Source organism: Pseudomonas sp. QE6, from assembly GCF_041379005.1.
Lineage (GTDB): Bacteria > Pseudomonadota > Gammaproteobacteria > Pseudomonadales > Pseudomonadaceae > Pseudomonas.
In genome coordinates, this window is the sequence record NZ_CP166873.1 from 4,053,106 (window position 1) to 4,071,498 (window position 18,393).

Below are 18,393 nucleotides of genomic sequence, written 5' to 3' on the forward strand. Positions count from 1 at the left end.
GGGATTCTCTGCCCCGAGCGCCGATTCTGTTCTCAAGCCCGGCCGGGACGTCTTCCGGCCGGGTAATCCGAGTCACGCTCACTGCTGCGCGCGCAACTTGGTGTACGACAGGCGCATGTCCTTGGCCCAGCCGTCGAGCACGCCTTTCACATCGTTGGCGGTCATTGCCTGCTTGTCGTTCTCCAGCGGCTGTCCGGTGCCCTTGCGCACGACCTGGGCGACTTCCTTGCTGGTGCGGCCATCGAGGAAGTCGGCTTCGGTGGCGATGACCGTGTCCTGGTCGCGGATGCCGGTGGCGGTGCTCACCCCGGCGGCGATCAGGGCAATCGGGATCACTTCATACGCATGCAGGGATTGAGTATGGCTGCTCACCCCGGTGATGGCGGCGCGCACCACCAGCGAGTCGCTGGAGGGCTGGTTGACCACCGGCAGGACTTGGCCGAACTCGCGCTTGAGCACCTGGGTGTAGTAGGCGGAAATCTGGTCGAGGGTCTGCTGGGAGACCTTGTCGTTGGGCGCCGGTTTGGGGAAGTACTGCGTCGGTTCGATGTAGACGCTGGTGTAGCGGCTCAGATTCAGGTTCGGGTCGACCCAGGACATGACCTTGGCGCCGGAGGCGTTTTCCTGCTCGCTCAGGTGCGAGTAGTCATTCAGGAAGCCGGAATAGTCTTCGCTCGAGACCTTGTTGCTTGAGCAGCCGCCCAGCAGCAACGGAAGAGCGAGCAGAGGTAGCAGTACGGCGTGTTTCTTCATGGTCTCTCCTGATGTGGCGATAGCGATGGCTGCAGGGCCGCAAACATCACTCGACCGGCTGGAAGCCGCACCTGCTCAGCTCCACGCATTCACTGCGGGAACCCCTTGCAAGGGGCCCGAGACAGGAGGCGGTAGATGATGTTCAGGCACGTGGCACGCGTCGTTGGAATGCGCCACAAATCAATGACGTAGGGTGAGTATGGGTGATCCGTGGCAATTTGCCGGCCGGCAAGCTTAGGGGAGATCAGCCTGCCCCGTAATACAACGGCAAGAGATTCAAAGGTTTACGAGGCCGCAGCGGAGCATATGTGGATCAGATCTTCCAGATGGGGCCGTATGAGCCGAAGCAGGCATTCGACAGGGCTTCAGGCCGGACGCCGTGGGTTTCGACGGCCCCCCATTCATTGATTTCCAGGGTCAATTGGGGGGTGAGTTCCTTCCCGTTCTTCAGGCGAACGCTGTCGAAGACCTGGATGTTCTTCCCCCTGTTGACCACGCTGGTTTCCATCCAGGCATCGGGTGTGTTCGCTTCATTCAGTCGCGCGAGCAGAGCGTTGTACAGCGGGAGGTAGCGGCCGTCCGGGGCCCGGCAGTCGATGTTGATCTTCTTGATGATCGTCTCCGCCGTGGGCGAGCTGAAATAGATTCGCTGCCCGAAATCGCGCTGCAAGCGGTCGACGTAGGTCGAGCTTTGCCCGGGAGTGTCGGTTTTAACTGGCATCGATGTGGCGGCCACGAGTGGAATCGATTCCGGCCTTCTGGAAAGGTCCTTCTGGCAGGCTTCCCTGCTTTTATAGAACGAGTGGGAGACCACCTCGCCGGTGGGCTTGTAGGTTGCCGACGCGATCAGGACTGCACCATTGCCCATGAGCTTCTCCGTCTTCTGCCCATAGTCCCCGCCGTTGCCCCAGACGCCATTCGGCAAGCCGGTTGCCCATTCGTAGCAGAACGGCGGCGAGGTATCCCGGCGCAGTTCATAAACACGGCCTTGCAGGAATGTCTGAGGGCTTTCGGCAAAGGCGAGGAGTGAAGTCGCTGACAAGCAGGAGGCGATGAGCAGTTGAATCCGATTCACACAGGGTCTCCTAGTAGACCATCCGGCCCGGGGAGCGGGTGGGCGCCGCCATCATGATAGCTCGGCGAGCCATACAAGCTGCTCGAAGTTCGGGCCGTTCGCTCGGAGCGATTTCCGGGGGAGTCTTCATTCACTGGCTATCTGCTTCTTTTATATAGAGAGAAGGGCAGGCGGGTATTTGTCATCTTTCTGCAAAAAGTCGTTGACGGGTCTTTTTAAGTCCCTATAATGCGCACCACTCCCAGCGACGAAGCGCTGAAAGAGCTTGAAAATCAAGAGCTTACAATGATTCGAAGTTGAGAGTGGTGGTCCGGCAGGTGAATCACTTGCCACTCTTCATTCGCTGCTCCGGCGGTGAGTCGAAAAGAAGATCGCCGAGGTGCTTGACAGTGAGTTTGATCGCTGTAGAATGCGCCTCCCGCTGATGAGAAGGCTTCCTTCACTGAAGCGCAAGCGGTTGAGTAGAAAAGAAAATTTTCGAAAACAACGCTTGACAAGATGAGACGCTGCTGTAGAATGCGCGCCTCGGTTGAGACGAAAGCCTTGACCAACTGCTCTTTAACAAGTCGAATCAAGCAATTCGTGTGGGTGCTTGTGATGTAAGACTGATGATCGACTGATTATCAGCAACGCAAGTAACACTCGTGAATTCGAGAGTTTTAGCTCTTTAAATAGAGCATGCGATTGCTGAGCCAAGTTTAGGGTTTTCGCAAAACCCAAGCAGTATTGAACTGAAGAGTTTGATCATGGCTCAGATTGAACGCTGGCGGCAGGCCTAACACATGCAAGTCGAGCGGATGAGTGGAGCTTGCTCCATGATTCAGCGGCGGACGGGTGAGTAATGCCTAGGAATCTGCCTGGTAGTGGGGGACAACGTTTCGAAAGGAACGCTAATACCGCATACGTCCTACGGGAGAAAGCAGGGGACCTTCGGGCCTTGCGCTATCAGATGAGCCTAGGTCGGATTAGCTAGTTGGTGGGGTAAAGGCCTACCAAGGCGACGATCCGTAACTGGTCTGAGAGGATGATCAGTCACACTGGAACTGAGACACGGTCCAGACTCCTACGGGAGGCAGCAGTGGGGAATATTGGACAATGGGCGAAAGCCTGATCCAGCCATGCCGCGTGTGTGAAGAAGGTCTTCGGATTGTAAAGCACTTTAAGTTGGGAGGAAGGGCAGTAAGTTAATACCTTGCTGTTTTGACGTTACCAACAGAATAAGCACCGGCTAACTTCGTGCCAGCAGCCGCGGTAATACGAAGGGTGCAAGCGTTAATCGGAATTACTGGGCGTAAAGCGCGCGTAGGTGGTTTGGTAAGATGGATGTGAAATCCCCGGGCTCAACCTGGGAACTGCATCCATAACTGCCTGACTAGAGTACGGTAGAGGGTGGTGGAATTTCCTGTGTAGCGGTGAAATGCGTAGATATAGGAAGGAACACCAGTGGCGAAGGCGACCACCTGGACTGATACTGACACTGAGGTGCGAAAGCGTGGGGAGCAAACAGGATTAGATACCCTGGTAGTCCACGCCGTAAACGATGTCGACTAGCCGTTGGAATCCTTGAGATTTTAGTGGCGCAGCTAACGCGATAAGTCGACCGCCTGGGGAGTACGGCCGCAAGGTTAAAACTCAAATGAATTGACGGGGGCCCGCACAAGCGGTGGAGCATGTGGTTTAATTCGAAGCAACGCGAAGAACCTTACCTGGCCTTGACATGTCCGGAACCTTGCAGAGATGCGAGGGTGCCTTCGGGAATCGGAACACAGGTGCTGCATGGCTGTCGTCAGCTCGTGTCGTGAGATGTTGGGTTAAGTCCCGTAACGAGCGCAACCCTTGTCCTTAGTTACCAGCACCTCGGGTGGGCACTCTAAGGAGACTGCCGGTGACAAACCGGAGGAAGGTGGGGATGACGTCAAGTCATCATGGCCCTTACGGCCAGGGCTACACACGTGCTACAATGGTCGGTACAGAGGGTTGCCAAGCCGCGAGGTGGAGCTAATCCCACAAAACCGATCGTAGTCCGGATCGCAGTCTGCAACTCGACTGCGTGAAGTCGGAATCGCTAGTAATCGTGAATCAGAATGTCACGGTGAATACGTTCCCGGGCCTTGTACACACCGCCCGTCACACCATGGGAGTGGGTTGCTCCAGAAGTAGCTAGTCTAACCGCAAGGGGGACGGTTACCACGGAGTGATTCATGACTGGGGTGAAGTCGTAACAAGGTAGCCGTAGGGGAACCTGCGGCTGGATCACCTCCTTAATCGAAGATCGCAGCTTCTTCATAAGCTCCCACACGAATTGCTTGATTCACTGGTTAGACGATAGGTTTGCTGCTCGGTTGGTTTGAGCGCGCCCCCGGCTCTTGGATAGAGAGCGGGTGAGGTCGACAAGCTGCCAAAGCCCGAACGATTGGGTCTGTAGCTCAGTTGGTTAGAGCGCACCCCTGATAAGGGTGAGGTCGGCAGTTCGAATCTGCCCAGACCCACCAATTGTTGTGGTGTGCTGCTGATCCGATGGGGCCATAGCTCAGCTGGGAGAGCGCCTGCTTTGCACGCAGGAGGTCAGGAGTTCGATCCTCCTTGGCTCCACCATCTCTAAATCGTCGAAAGCTCAGACAGGAATGTTCGGTGTAACGAACCTTGCTGTCTGGTCTTTGTGCCAGAACTGTTCTTTAAAAATTTGGGTATGTGATAGAAGTAGACTGAATGATCTCTTTCACTGGTGATCATTCAAGTCAAGGTAAAATTTGCGAGTTCAAGCGCGAATTTTCGGCGAATGTCGTCTTCACGTTCGAGACAGTAACCAGATTGCTTGGGGTTATATGGTCAAGTGAAGAAGCGCATACGGTGGATGCCTTGGCAGTCAGAGGCGATGAAAGACGTGGTAGCCTGCGATAAGCTTCGGGGAGTCGGCAAACAGACTTTGATCCGGAGATCTCTGAATGGGGGAACCCACCTAGGATAACCTAGGTATCTTGTACTGAATCCATAGGTGCAAGAGGCGAACCAGGGGAACTGAAACATCTAAGTACCCTGAGGAAAAGAAATCAACCGAGATTCCCTTAGTAGTGGCGAGCGAACGGGGACTAGCCCTTAAGCTTCTTTGAATCTAACAGAACGCTCTGGAAAGTGCGGCCATAGTGGGTGATAGCCCCGTATGTGAAAGGTTCTTTGAAGTGAAATCGAGTAGGACGGAGCACGAGAAACTTTGTCTGAATATGGGGGGACCATCCTCCAAGGCTAAATACTACTGACTGACCGATAGTGAACCAGTACCGTGAGGGAAAGGCGAAAAGAACCCCGGAGAGGGGAGTGAAATAGAACCTGAAACCGTATGCGTACAAGCAGTGGGAGCCTACTTGTTAGGTGACTGCGTACCTTTTGTATAATGGGTCAGCGACTTATATTCAGTGGCGAGCTTAACCGTATAGGGAAGGCGTAGCGAAAGCGAGTCTTAATAGGGCGATTTAGTCGCTGGGTATAGACCCGAAACCGGGCGATCTATCCATGAGCAGGTTGAAGGTTAGGTAACACTGACTGGAGGACCGAACCCACTCCCGTTGAAAAGGTAGGGGATGACTTGTGGATCGGAGTGAAAGGCTAATCAAGCTCGGAGATAGCTGGTTCTCCTCGAAAGCTATTTAGGTAGCGCCTCACGTATCACTCCAGGGGGTAGAGCACTGTTTCGGCTAGGGGGTCATCCCGACTTACCAAACCGATGCAAACTCCGAATACCTGGAAGTGTCAGCGTGGGAGACACACGGCGGGTGCTAACGTCCGTCGTGAAAAGGGAAACAACCCAGACCGTCAGCTAAGGTCCCAAAGTTGTGGTTAAGTGGTAAACGATGTGGGAAGGCTTAGACAGCTAGGAGGTTGGCTTAGAAGCAGCCACCCTTTAAAGAAAGCGTAATAGCTCACTAGTCGAGTCGGCCTGCGCGGAAGATGTAACGGGGCTCAAACCACACACCGAAGCTACGGGTGCATCGTAAGATGCGCGGTAGAGGAGCGTTCTGTAAGCCTGTGAAGGTGAGTTGAGAAGCTTGCTGGAGGTATCAGAAGTGCGAATGCTGACATGAGTAACGACAATGGGTGTGAAAAACATCCACGCCGAAAGACCAAGGGTTCCTGCGCAACGTTAATCGACGCAGGGTTAGTCGGTCCCTAAGGCGAGGCTGAAGAGCGTAGTCGATGGGAAACAGGTTAATATTCCTGTACTTCTAGTTACTGCGATGGAGGGACGGAGAAGGCTAGGCCAGCTTGGCGTTGGTTGTCCAAGTTTAAGGTGGTAGGCCGAACACTTAGGCAAATCCGGGTGTTCAAGGCCGAGAGCTGATGACGAGTCGTCTTTTAGATGATGAAGTGGTTGATGCCATGCTTCCAGGAAAAGCTTCTAAGCTTCAGGTAACTAGGAACCGTACCCCAAACCGACACAGGTGGTCGGGTAGAGAATACCAAGGCGCTTGAGAGAACTCGGGTGAAGGAACTAGGCAAAATGGCACCGTAACTTCGGGAGAAGGTGCGCCGATGAGGGTGAAGCATTTACTGCGTAAGCCCATGTCGGTCGAAGATACCAGGCCGCTGCGACTGTTTATTAAAAACACAGCACTCTGCAAACACGAAAGTGGACGTATAGGGTGTGACGCCTGCCCGGTGCCGGAAGGTTAATTGATGGGGTTAGCGAAAGCGAAGCTCTTGATCGAAGCCCCGGTAAACGGCGGCCGTAACTATAACGGTCCTAAGGTAGCGAAATTCCTTGTCGGGTAAGTTCCGACCTGCACGAATGGCGTAACGATGGCGGCGCTGTCTCCACCCGAGACTCAGTGAAATTGAAATCGCTGTGAAGATGCAGTGTATCCGCGGCTAGACGGAAAGACCCCGTGAACCTTTACTGTAGCTTTGCACTGGACTTTGAGCCTGCTTGTGTAGGATAGGTGGGAGGCTTTGAAGCGTGGACGCCAGTTCGCGTGGAGCCATCCTTGAAATACCACCCTGGCATGCTTGAGGTTCTAACTCTGGTCCGTCATCCGGATCGAGGACAGTGTATGGTGGGCAGTTTGACTGGGGCGGTCTCCTCCTAAAGAGTAACGGAGGAGTACGAAGGTGCGCTCAGACCGGTCGGAAATCGGTCGCAGAGTATAAAGGCAAAAGCGCGCTTGACTGCGAGACAGACACGTCGAGCAGGTACGAAAGTAGGTCTTAGTGATCCGGTGGTTCTGTATGGAAGGGCCATCGCTCAACGGATAAAAGGTACTCCGGGGATAACAGGCTGATACCGCCCAAGAGTTCATATCGACGGCGGTGTTTGGCACCTCGATGTCGGCTCATCACATCCTGGGGCTGAAGCCGGTCCCAAGGGTATGGCTGTTCGCCATTTAAAGTGGTACGCGAGCTGGGTTTAGAACGTCGTGAGACAGTTCGGTCCCTATCTGCCGTGGACGTTTGAGATTTGAGAGGGGCTGCTCCTAGTACGAGAGGACCGGAGTGGACGAACCTCTGGTGTTCCGGTTGTCACGCCAGTGGCATTGCCGGGTAGCTATGTTCGGAATAGATAACCGCTGAAAGCATCTAAGCGGGAAACTAGCCTCAAGATGAGATCTCACTGGGAACTTGATTCCCCTGAAGGGCCGTCGAAGACTACGACGTTGATAGGTCGGGTGTGTAAGCGCTGTGAGGCGTTGAGCTAACCGATACTAATTGCCCGTGAGGCTTGACCATATAACACCCAAACAATTTGTGTGTTCGATGGTGAAGTCGACGAACCGAAAGTTCGTGTGAACCGCAAATGACTGTCACATACCCGAATTCGGATGAGCGTGTGCGAATGCCACGAGCGTCCTAAAGAATTGCTTGACGACCATAGAGCGTTGGAACCACCTGATCCCATCCCGAACTCAGCAGTGAAACGACGCATCGCCGATGGTAGTGTGGGGTTTCCCCATGTGAGAGTAGGTCATCGTCAAGCTCCTATCCCAAAGCCCCTGGTTAGCGAAAGCTGGCCGGGGGCTTTGCTTTTGCGCGCGGGAAAGCCGGCCGGGCGCTGGAGTCCTCTACCCAACCTGTGCCGGCGGTGTGCGCTGAGAAGACGGCGGCCATCGCGGACGGAGTCCGCTCCTGCGGGGCGGAATACTCAGCCGGAGCGCATGCGATGCTGCACGCCGTGGCCTCAATTCATCGTCGATGACGGCGTGTGCACCTGACCAGGTTCGCGAGCAAGCTCGCTTTTACAAGAGCGTAACGGCTAGGCGGCGCAGGTACAGGCGCAGGCACAACTCTTCTGGCGGGTGCAGAGGAGCGGCGTTTGCCTGGGGGGGCGAGAGAACGTAAACCTGGCTACGACTTCGCGATCGATCAGTCGGCACGGCATCACCATCGGAGTGGTGATGCCGCGCGTCGATGGTTATCGGTTGGGGAACAGGTGGGCGCCGCCGCTGACGCCAATGTGCACGCGCGCCCCGATGTCGGGACAGTCCATTGCCGGCACCCTGACGTGAATCGACAGGGCGGATGATCTGCCAGTGGATTCCGCGTACAGAGTCTCAAGCTGAACCACCACCGAGCATTTGTCGCCGCCGAAGTCGCTGCTGAGGACTGTGCCAAAGCAGCCATCCGCACCTTGGGCAAGCATCTCCCCGTGCCGCAGGTGGAGTTGCTCGGGACGCAGCATTATCTGCGCGTATCCTTTCGCTTTCGGGCTGTCGACCCGGATCTTGCCGAGCGGGGACTGTGCCCAGCCATTCTGGATGTCGGCGGAAAACACCAGGGCATCCCCCAGGAAGGTGGCGGTGTCTTCGTCGACCGGTCGGAAGTACAGCGCCTTAGGGGCGCCTGCCTGGATCAGGCGCCCCTGGCGGATAACTGCGAGTTGATGGCCGAACGAGAGCGCCTCTTCCTGATCATGGGTGACCAGGATCGCGGTGACGCCGGCATCGCCCAGTACCTGGGTGACTGTCTTGCGCATGGAGGCGCGCAGGCCGCTGTCCAGGGCGGAGAAGGGTTCGTCGAGCAGCATCAGCCTGGGGCTTTGCGCCAGGGCCCTGGCCAGCGCCACTCGCTGTTGCTGTCCACCTGAGAGTTCGTGGGGCCAGCGCTGCGCCATGTTGCTGTTCAGGGAGACCATCTCCAGCAACTCGTCGATCCGCTGCGAGCGGGTAGCCATGTTCCTGGGCAGTCCGAAGCCGATGTTCTCGGCCACCGAGAGGTGCGGGAACAGAGCGCCATCCTGCGGCACATAGCCGATGAGGCGGCGATGTGCAGGAATGAAGGTGGTCGCGTCCGCCAGCGTCGTATCGCCGAGGGTGATGGTGCCCTGGTCGGGGACTTCGAATCCGGCGATCAGGCGCAGCAGGGTGGTCTTGCCGGAGCCGGAGGGACCGACGATTGCAGCCCGGCCACCCGCCGGCACCGACAAACTGAAGTCTTCGATCGCTGCGAATGCGCCGAAGAACCGAGAGACGGACTTGAGTTCAAGAGGGCTCATCGGCCTGCTACTCGCTTGGATTGTTGGTAAAGAAGCCCGGTCAGCGGAAGGGACAGCAGGATCATCATCAGTGCATAGGGCGCCGCGGCGACGTAGTCGATCTCGCTGGTCTTCGCCCAGAAGGCCGTGGCCAGGGTTGCGGTGCCGCTGGGTGAGAGCAGCAGCGTGGCGGTGAGCTCGTTGACGATCGCCAGGAACACCAGGGCGACGCCCGCCGCAGCGCCGGGTGCGGCAAAGCGGATGGTGACACCCCAGATGGCCTGCATCGGGGAGCGGCCCAGGCTGCGGGCGATGTTCTCCAGTTCGACGGGAGCCTGGGAGAGCCCGGCGCGGAGGCTGACCAGCGCGCGGGGCAGGAACATAAGCACGTAAGCCAGCAGCACGGTGAAAACGGTCTGGTACAGCGGCTGGGCGAACTTGATCGTCAGGCTGACCAGCGCCAGCGCGACAACGATTCCCGGCAGCGAGCTGGCTACGTAGTTGCTGCCTTCGAGCAGGCGCTGGAGCTTGCTCGGCGCGCGCACGGAGATCCAGGCGATCGGCACTGCGGCAATGGTCGTGAGCAGGGCTCCTGCGGCACCGAGCAGCACTGTCTGCCCCAGGCAGACCAGGAGTTCCTCGGAGCGCCAGGCCTCGATCCCGCCGGCGGCGAGCCAGCGCCCCAGGGTGACCAGGGGAACGCCGAGCGAAAGGGCGGTGAAGGCAGTGCAAAGCAGCAGGGCGATGCTCGAGCAGGCTTTGCCCGGCGTGTATTGCCGGGGCGCTCGCGGACTGCCGGCGCCAATGCGCGCATAACGGGCCGAGCCACGGGTGCCCGACTCCAGGGTGAGCATCAGCAGGCAGGCCAGGGCCAGGACGCCGGCCAGCATGTTCGCGGCGGGGCCGCTGAAGGACGACTGGAACTGGTCGAAGATCGCCGTGGTGAAGGTGTCGAATCTGATCAGCGCGAAGAGACCGTATTCCGCTAGCAGATGCAGCCCCACCAGAAGCGATCCGCCCCAGATAGCGACACGCAACTGGGGGAGGACGACACGCCGGAACACGGTGAAAGGCCTTTCCCCCAACGACTCGGCCACGTCTTCAAGGACCGGGTCCAGGCGTCGGAGGGCAGCTGCCGCCGGTAAATAGATGAAGGGGGAGTAGGCGATCACCGAGACCAGAACGGCCGGCAGCAGGCCATGCAGTGACGGCACGAGGCTGACCCAGGCGTAGCTGTGGACGAACGCCGGAATCGCCAGCGGGGCGACGACCAGCAGGGACCAGAACCGTCGGCCGGGAAGCCGGGTGCGTTCGGTCAGCCAGGCCATCGCCACGCCATGGACTACGCAGAGCGGGACGGTCAGCGCGATCAGCAGCAGCGTGTTGTGCAGCAGCTCAGCGACCCTCGGCCTAAACACCAGCTTGGCGATGAGCGGAAAACCGGCCTGAATGCCTGCGCTCGCAACGAAGATCAGTGGGAGTACGGCGAACGCCGAAACCAGAAGCGCGACGGCCAGCATCCATTGCTGACCGGAACCATTGCGCAGTCGGCGCCGGGAGCGCGCCACCGGTGCGGTTGTCGCCGCACCAGTGGCACTATCGGCACGGGCCCGCGGCCCGAACTGTTGGGCGGTCACTTACAGCAGGCCTGCCTGGGTCATCAGGTCCACGACCTTCTGGCTATCGAGGCTGGACACGTCGACGAGCGGGGCATCCAACTGATCCAGCGGGACGAGCTTCGGATTCGATTGTGCGCCTTCACCCACCGCATATTCGTACGATTTGCCGTCGCGCAGCACGGCCTGCCCCTGCTTGCCGGTGATCCATTGCAGGAACGCCTGGGCTTCCTTGGGGTGTTTGCTGGATGCCAGGACACCAGCGCCGGACAGGCTGGTGAAGGCGCCCGGGTCCTTGTGCTTGAAGTAGTGGAGGGCGGCGTTGTTGCTGTTCTCGCCGGTCTTGGCCTGATCGCCGACGTAGTAGTAGTGATAGATAACGCCACCATCGATCTGGCCTGCGTTGACGGCTTTGAGCACGGCGTTGTTGCCACGGTAGACCTTGGCGCCGGCCTTCATCGCCTCAAGCCATTCGAGGGTTGCGGCCTCGCCTTTGAGTTCCAGGAGGGCGCCGACGATGGCCTGGAAATCGGCGCCGGCGGGAGAGGCGGCCCACCGGCCGATCCACTGCGGCTCGGCCAGGTCGAGGAGCGACTTGGGCAGGTCCGCCTCCTTCACCAGGTTCTTGTTGTAGACGAAGACGGTGGAGCGAGCCGCGATGCCAACCCAGTGGCCATTGGCCGGCCGATAAGGCGCGCCAACCTGGGAAAGGGTACTGGGTGCCACCGGGGCGAAAAGTCCCGCGTGATCGACGAGGGCCATCGATGGGGAGTTTTCGGTCAGGAAGACGTCGGCCGGGGATGCCTTGCCCTCCTGGACGATCTGGTTGCCCAGCTCGCTATCGTCGCCATTGCGCAGGGTGACCTTGATGCCGGTCTCCTTGGTGAAGCCTTCGATCCACGCCTTGGTCAGCGACTCATGCTGGGCGTTGTAGACCACGATGCCATCGCTTTCCGACGCGGCGAAGGATGGGCCCGTGCCCAGCAGTGCGGCTATTCCAGCCGCTCCCAGGAAGAACCACGAGGCACCGCGTACTTTCATCAATCGCCACTCCGGATAGGTGATGTCACACGCCCAATCGAGGGCGTCGCAGGGTGAATGGCGATGATGATCGCTCGGATGCTGTTAAAAAATTGTCATTCTCATTTGATAGGCGAACGTTCTGTCGAGTGAAGGTGCGCCTGGCGATAAGGAAGGAGGGGACGCCGAGACTTCGCCAGCCTCGTGGGAAAATGCGTTACTTCCTGAGAATGTAAACGCGAATGCCATCTACGCCGGGCAGAAAGTTGTAGTGCTTGATCTGCGAGAAGCCGACGTGCTGAAACGCCTGCTCCAGGGCCTTGGCACTGGTAGGGGGCGGAGTCGTGGCGTGGGATTCGGAATCCGATCCGCAGGGGCAGGGCTGTTCCATTTCGTTCGCAGAGCGCTGGCGGCCGATCCGGGCGAAGAGAATCACGGTGTCCCGGGTGACAGGGTGCAACTGACCCAGCAAACCGATAGTGGCCGCGTTGCATTCTGTCGGCGGGACATCGGAGATCAGTATGCAGTCGACCGAACCCGCTCCCAATTCGGAGTAGTCCAGGGGGCCGGGCATGGCCTTGATGCGTTGCGCCATCGCATTGGGCAGCTTCTTGTGGGTGGCGAGAAGGGAGTCGGCGGCTGGAGAGGTCGCAACGATGATCCGGTTGCCATGTTCCAGCAGCACGGGCCAGAAGGCGCCTGGTGATCGCGAGACGTCGAGCATGAGTATCGGTTCTTCCGCAACACGCAGGGCCAGCCGAAGCAGGCGCCTGTTCCGCCATTCAGCAATGCGGGTGCGCAAATATGCACGCAGCGTGTGGTTGGCAACGCCATCGTTCTTGCGGTCTCCGGCAGAGGCAAACAGGCGTTGGGGTTCGTTCATGGGCACAGGCTCGACAGGTGCCGCCATTATCGAACGGCGCGATCAAGGTCTCGTCAAGGGCATGTGAAAAACTCGTGGTGACTCCGATCGACAGGGGCAGCTCCCGCCGAGAGCGCCCGACTGTCTGGTCGAACACGGGTTATCGGAGCGGACCGTGACCGTCCCGGGCTCGCGTCCAATTTGACAATTTCTTTTCTTTCCGTGGCGTACAGTCTCGGCCACTTGCCGGTTTCGGCACATCAAAGAGCGCCGGAGGCCGCAAGGGCCGGTGCATTACGATAAGGATGTACCCATGCAATTTTTCCGTTCGGCCCCGACGCGCTTTCTCGCGCTGATTGCCTTGTTGTGGCTGATCGTCTTCTTCCTGACCCGTGTGGTTCTGATGGTGGGCCACTTGTCGGATCTGGGGGCGGCGCATGTGGCGGTCTTCGCCATTGGCCTGCTCTACGACCTGAGCTTCCTGATCTATGCGCTGCTGCCACTCGGAGTAGTGCTGCAGATGATGCCGGCGCGACTCTGGCGCAAGGCCTCCTGGCGCTGGATTCTTGCCGCGGTGGTCTTCGCCAGCGTCTACCTGATGCTGTTCACGGCAGTGGCCGAGTGGCTGTTCTGGGATGAGTTCGGGGTTCGCTTCAACTTCATTGCCGTCGACTACCTGGTCTATTCCGATGAAGTCCTGAACAACATCCTCGAGTCGTACCCCATCGGCCTGCTCCTGAGCGTCCTGGCCGGGGCTTCGCTGGTCGTGACCCTCGGACTGCTCAAGGCCTTGCGGGCTATCTGCGCCTCGGAAGTGCCGGCGTTCCGCCGCCGTATCCTGGGTTGTGCGGGGCTTGTGCTGATGGCATTGCTCGCCGGGTTCCTGGTTGACCAGGACCGTCCGCGCTCCCAGGGCGGGAACACCTATGCCCGCGAGCTGGAGAGCAATGGCCCGTACCAGTTCTTCGCGGCATTCCGCAACAACGAGCTGGACTACCCGCAGTTCTACGCGACATTGCCTGCGCAGGAGGTGGCCCAGCAGATGCGCGCCGAACTGGCCGAGCCCAATGCGCGGTTCATCGGCACCGACCCGATGGATATCCGCAGGACCATCTCCAACGAGGGCATGCCGAAGAAGCACAACATCGTCCTGGTGACGATCGAGAGTCTCAGCGCCAAGTACCTGGGCAGTAATGGCGACGGGCGGAACCTCACGCCGAACCTGGATGAGTTGCGCCGCAACAGCCTCTACTTCAACAACTTCTACGCCACCGGCACTCGCACCGACCGCGGCCTGGAAGCCATCACCCTGTCGATTCCGCCCACCCCGGGCCGCTCGATCGTCAAGCGCATCGGCCGCGAAAGCGGCTTCGGCAGCCTGGGGCAGCAACTGAAAGCCGTCGGCTACGATGCGGTCTTCCTGTACGGCGGCCGTGGCTACTTCGACAACATGAATGCCTTCTTTGGCGGCAACGGCTATCGCATCGTCGATCAGTCGAGCGTCCAGGAGTCCGACATCCACTTCAAGAATGCGTGGGGCATGAGCGACGAGGACCTCTACGCACAGGCCGTCAAGCTCGCGGACGAGGACTTCGCCAAGAGCCAACCCTTCCTGCTGCAACTGATGACCACCTCCAACCACCGTCCTTACACCTACCCGGATGGCCGTATCGACATTCCCTCGGGCAATGGCCGTGATGGTGCGGTCAAGTACACCGACTACGCGATCGGCAAGTTCCTCCAGTCGGTGAAGGACAAGCCGTGGTTCGACAACACCATCTTCGTGTTCGTCGCCGACCACACCGCGGGCAGCGCGGGCAAGGAAGACCTGCCGGTGGTGAACTACCAGATCCCGCTGTTCATCTATGCACCGAAATTGCTGCCGGTCGGAGAGCGCGGGGAGCTGGCGAGCCAGCTCGATCTGGCGCCGACTCTGCTGTCGATCCTCAACCTGAGCTACACCTCGACTTTCTACGGTCGCAACCTCATGGCGGAAAACACGCTGCCGCCGCGCGTGGTGATCGGCAACTACCAGCACCTGGGACTCTTCGACGGCAAGGACCTGGCGATCCTGAGTCCGCGCGCGGCGCTGCGCCGTCACAACCAGGCCCTGGGCGCGAGCGAGGAAGTGACTGCGAAATCGGATGATCCTCTGGTGGCGCGAGCGATCAGCTACTACCAGTCGGCCAGCTTCGGGTTCACCCACCACCTGCTGGACTGGAAGCCGGTTCAGGCCCAGTAAATCCCGGATCGGGCAGGGCCTCGCAGCCCTGTCCGATCACTCGACGCAGGCCGAGACGCGCCAGCGTTCCTGCCGGGGGGATCAGTGAGCCTCTGAAGGGCTGTCTCCCGATCTCCACCTTACGTAGCAGCGTTTACAACGCTTTCAACTGCCGCCTGTGTTCGAGTGGCGGCATGCCGAACCAGCGCTGATGAGCACGGCAGAACGAGGTGGCCCGCCGATAGCCCAGTTCATGGGCTATCTGTCCGACCGTGAGATCGGACTGTCCCAGCAACTGTTCCGCCCGGCGCCGGCGGATTTCATCGACGTGTTCTTCGAAGTCGATACCATCGTTGGCCAGTCGCCGTTGCAGCGTCCGGGGATGCAGGTCGAGGATCAGCGCGATCTGCTCCAGGGTGCAGCGATACTTGGGCAGTAGCGTCTGAATCTGCCGGCCCACTTCGAAGCCGAGCTTTTCATCGGGGTTGGCGTGGGCTTCGAGGTAGAACTTCACGATCGAATGCAGCATGGGATCATGCCGCACGCAGGGGCGTTGCATGTCCCGCAGGCTGATCGCCAGTGCGTTATGGTCCTGGCCGAACAGCGCCGGGCAACCGAAGTAGCGTTGGTACACCGAGGCCGGCGCCTGCGGCTGGTGACGCAGCAGCACCGCGCTCGGCTTGAGTGGCACGCCCAGCAACTCGGTCATCAGCAGCCTGCCGTGCAGCAGGGATTTCTCCACGATCTGCGGGATTTCCTGGATGCAGGGCAGGGCGTTGTCGAAGCAGAGCAGGGTGCTGTCGCCCCGGCGCTCCATATGGAAGATGATCGAGGGGCTGTAGACGCGCATGTAGCGCACGGCCGCGATCAGGCCGTCGCCCGCCGTCGGGGCGGTTTGCGCCAGGTGCTGGATCGGCCCGAGCAAGGTGGATTTCTGCCGGGTCGCCAGTTCCATTCCCAGCTCAGGCATCGCCAGGGCATGGGCGCTGCCTTCGAAGATCTGCACCAGGCTTCTGTAGGAGAACTTCTTCTCGTAGTCGCCGACGACATCCATGCCGATGCGATGGGGCGCAAGGTGCGTGCGCAACGATGCGCCACGTTCGGAAAGCAGTTCGCCAAATTGTAGAAAGGCCGTGCCGCGAATTGTGTCCATGATCTGTAGCTTCCTGCTTGACGCGTCCGGCGCTGGGGGCCGTGCGAGTCCCGGACTGCCCCATGACGCCAGCCCGTCGTTAAAAAAGGCAAACCATCGGCCAGGGCCGATGGTTTGCCGGCGATGCCTCCAGGCATCGGTAGGAGCGTCAGGGAGTGACGATGTTGAACCAGAAGTCGAAGTTGTCCATGTAGCTCATCAGTTCGGTGAGCTTGTCCTGGTTGCCGTCGACTTTCAGCTCGCCCGAGGCCACCGCGTCCTTGAGGGTGGTTTGCTTGAGCATCAGTTTGTTCAAGGTGTCGCGGGTCAGCTTGAGCGTGGCGTCGGCGTCCTTGGATTGCAGGCCTTCGGTGTGGTTCAGCACGCCGTTGCCCATCTCCAGCAGGTACTTCTTCTTCAGGTCGGTGAAGTCCAGGTTGAGGGCGATGTGCTTGTCCGCCACCTCCGGGCCTTTCAGGCGCATGGCCAGGTAGTCGAAGAACAGGTCCAGGTCCATGGCCCTCACGGTGTCGGGGCTCGCGGTGTCCGGGGTCGGCAGCTTCTGCACGCCCTCGCGCAGCTCTTTCGCGCCGGTGAGGTAGAAGTTGCGCCACGGGCCGCTTTCAGCCTGGTAGCCCAGTTGCTCCAGAGCGTCGGCCTGCAGGTTCTTCGCAGCCTGGTTGCTCGGGTCGGCGAACACCACGTGGTTCACCACTTCGGCCACCCAGCGGTAGTCGCCCTTGTCGTAGTACTCCTTGGCCTTCTTCAGCACGGCATCGGCGCCGCCCATCATGTCGACGTAACGCTTGCCTTCCTCGTCCGGCGGCAGCTCGTTGAGGGTGGCGGGGTTGCCGTTGAACCAGCCCAGGTAGAGCACGTAGGTGGCCTTGACGTTGTGGTTGAGCGACCCGTAGTAGCCACGGTTGGAGAACCGGGAGGCGATCGACTTCGGCAGTTTCACCTGCTCGGCGATCTCGGTCATGGTGTAGCCCTTGTTGGCCAGGCGCAGGGTCTCGTCGTTGATGTAGCGGTACATGTCACGCTGCGACGACAGTTGCTCGCGAACGTCCTTGTTGCCCCAGACCGGCCAGTGGTGCATGGCGTACATCACCTGCACGTCGTCGCCCCACAGTTTCAGCGCCTCGTTGAGGTACTTGGACCAGGGCAGCGGCTCGCGGATCTTCGCGCCGCGCAGCGAGTAGGTGTTGTGCAGGGTGTGGGTGGAATCCTCGGCCGTGTTAAGGGCCTTCTTCTCCTTGATGTAGTACATCATCTCGGCCGGCGCCTCGCTGCCCGGCGCATAGAGGAACTCGTAGGTGAGGCCGTCGATCACCCGCTTCTCACCGGTCTTGCTGATGATGTCGGTCGGCGGAATGAGGGTCACGGTACCGGCGGAGGTGGTGGTACCCAGGCCGGCGCCCAGCTGGCCAGTCTCGCTCGGTGGCAGCAGGTTGCCGTACATGTAGCTGGCGCGACGGCTCATCGCGGTGCCGGCCATCACGTTCTCGGCCACGGCGTGTTCGAGGAAGCCCAGCGGCGCGTAGATCTTGACCTTGCCGGCCTTGACGTCCTTCTCATCCACCACGCCGCGAACACCACCATAGTGGTCGACGTGGCTGTGGGTGTAGATCACCGCCACCACCGGCTTCTTCGGCCGGTGCTTGTAGTACAGCTCCAGCGCTGCCTTGGCGGTTTCGGACGAGATCAGCGGGTCGAAGATGGTGATCCCGCTCTTGCCCTCGACGATGGTCATGTTCGACAGGTCGTAGTTGCGCACCTGGTAGATGCCGTCGGTGACCTGGAACAGACCGGAAATATTGATCAGCTGGGACTGCCGCCACAGGCTCGGGTTAGTGGTGGCCGGGGCTGCTTCACCCTCCTTGATGAAACCGTACTTGGCCGGATCCCAGATCATGTTGCCGGAGGCCCCCTTGATCGGCTCCTGAGGCAGCGGCGCGATGAAACCCTTGTGGGCCAGTTCGAACGAAGTCTTGTCGTTGAACGGCAGCTCCTGGAGCAAGGCGTCGTTGGCCGCCTTGGTGGCATCCGATGCCGGCTTGGCTGCCTCGGCCGCCCAGCCCTGGGTGGTCATCGAGATGGAAGCCGCGAGCAGGACCGACGCGCTGAGTTTCCACATGCCGCTTGCTGTCCGTTGGCCGGACAGGTTAGAGGGTCGAGCGATGACTTTCATTACAAGCTCCTTCTTGCTTTTGCGCTGTACCTTCCAGATAACTGCCAGCGATTTTTGATGTGTT

General features: G+C 59.5%; 9 protein-coding genes, 2 tRNA genes and 3 rRNA genes. 6 read left to right on the forward strand and 8 right to left on the reverse strand.

Going from position 1 to position 18,393, the window contains the following annotated elements; genetic code table 11:
- Window positions 1-78: 78 nt before the first annotated feature.
- Together ACAW63_RS18715 and ACAW63_RS18720 are read right to left on the reverse strand one after the other, a co-directional pair.
- A complete protein-coding gene (locus ACAW63_RS18715) occupies window positions 79-753 on the reverse strand; it encodes a DUF3313 domain-containing protein (RefSeq protein ID WP_371227615.1) in 675 nt (224 codons plus the stop codon).
- Between the two features lie 313 nt (window positions 754-1,066).
- Window positions 1,067-1,828, reverse strand: a complete 762-nt coding sequence (locus ACAW63_RS18720) for a hypothetical protein (RefSeq protein ID WP_371227617.1) — start codon at window positions 1,826-1,828, stop codon at window positions 1,067-1,069.
- A 728-nt stretch (window positions 1,829-2,556) separates the two neighbouring features.
- On the opposite strand from ACAW63_RS18720, the gene ACAW63_RS18725 reads away from it, so the two are divergent.
- The 5 genes from ACAW63_RS18725 (at window position 2,557) to rrf (ending at window position 7,793) form a co-directional block, all read left to right on the forward strand.
- Window positions 2,557-4,092 (forward strand): 16S ribosomal RNA (locus ACAW63_RS18725).
- 151 nt (window positions 4,093-4,243) lie between these two features.
- Window positions 4,244-4,320, forward strand: a tRNA-Ile gene (locus tag ACAW63_RS18730).
- Window positions 4,321-4,347: 27 nt separating this feature from the next.
- Window positions 4,348-4,423 (forward strand) — tRNA-Ala (locus ACAW63_RS18735).
- A 232-nt stretch (window positions 4,424-4,655) separates the two neighbouring features.
- Window positions 4,656-7,546, forward strand: a 23S ribosomal RNA gene (locus ACAW63_RS18740).
- 131 nt (window positions 7,547-7,677) lie between these two features.
- Window positions 7,678-7,793 (forward strand): 5S ribosomal RNA (gene rrf, locus ACAW63_RS18745).
- Together the 16S, 23S and 5S rRNA genes with 2 tRNA genes alongside form the textbook arrangement of a ribosomal RNA operon.
- Before the next feature lie 435 nt (window positions 7,794-8,228).
- On the opposite strand, the gene ACAW63_RS18750 is transcribed toward rrf, so the two are convergent.
- From ACAW63_RS18750 to ACAW63_RS18765, 4 genes are all read right to left on the reverse strand, one after another.
- Window positions 8,229-9,308, reverse strand: coding sequence for an ABC transporter ATP-binding protein (locus ACAW63_RS18750; RefSeq protein WP_371227619.1), 1,080 nt, complete (start codon window positions 9,306-9,308; stop codon window positions 8,229-8,231).
- Complete coding sequence (locus ACAW63_RS18755; protein WP_371234713.1) at window positions 9,305-10,807, reverse strand: ABC transporter permease; 1,503 nt, start codon at window positions 10,805-10,807, stop codon at window positions 9,305-9,307. Before ACAW63_RS18755 ends, ACAW63_RS18750 begins: the two co-directional genes overlap by 4 nt.
- A 117-nt stretch (window positions 10,808-10,924) precedes the next feature.
- Window positions 10,925-11,944 carry an iron ABC transporter substrate-binding protein gene (locus ACAW63_RS18760; RefSeq protein ID WP_371227622.1) on the reverse strand — a complete coding sequence of 340 codons (1,020 nt, stop codon included), beginning with the start codon at window positions 11,942-11,944 and terminating at the stop codon, window positions 10,925-10,927.
- Between the two features lie 196 nt (window positions 11,945-12,140).
- Window positions 12,141-12,806, reverse strand: a complete 666-nt coding sequence (locus ACAW63_RS18765) for a hypothetical protein (protein ID WP_371227625.1) — start codon at window positions 12,804-12,806, stop codon at window positions 12,141-12,143.
- Window positions 12,807-13,098: 292 nt separating this feature from the next.
- Here ACAW63_RS18765 and ACAW63_RS18770 point away from each other — a divergent pair, with 292 nt between their 5' ends.
- The gene (locus ACAW63_RS18770; protein ID WP_371227627.1) at window positions 13,099-15,027 is read left to right on the forward strand and encodes an LTA synthase family protein; all 1,929 of its coding nucleotides are present in this window, start codon (window positions 13,099-13,101) and stop codon (window positions 15,025-15,027) included.
- 133 nt (window positions 15,028-15,160) lie between these two features.
- Here ACAW63_RS18770 and ACAW63_RS18775 read toward each other — a convergent pair whose 3' ends face one another.
- Window positions 15,161-16,159 (reverse strand): AraC family transcriptional regulator ligand-binding domain-containing protein, encoded by a 999-nt coding sequence (locus tag ACAW63_RS18775; RefSeq protein WP_371227629.1) that lies wholly within the window; start codon window positions 16,157-16,159, stop codon window positions 15,161-15,163.
- 148 nt (window positions 16,160-16,307) lie between these two features.
- Entirely contained in the window at window positions 16,308-18,275 is a 1,968-nt protein-coding gene (locus ACAW63_RS18780; protein WP_371227631.1) for an alkyl/aryl-sulfatase, read from the reverse strand.
- Between the last annotated feature and the right edge of the window lie 118 nt (window positions 18,276-18,393).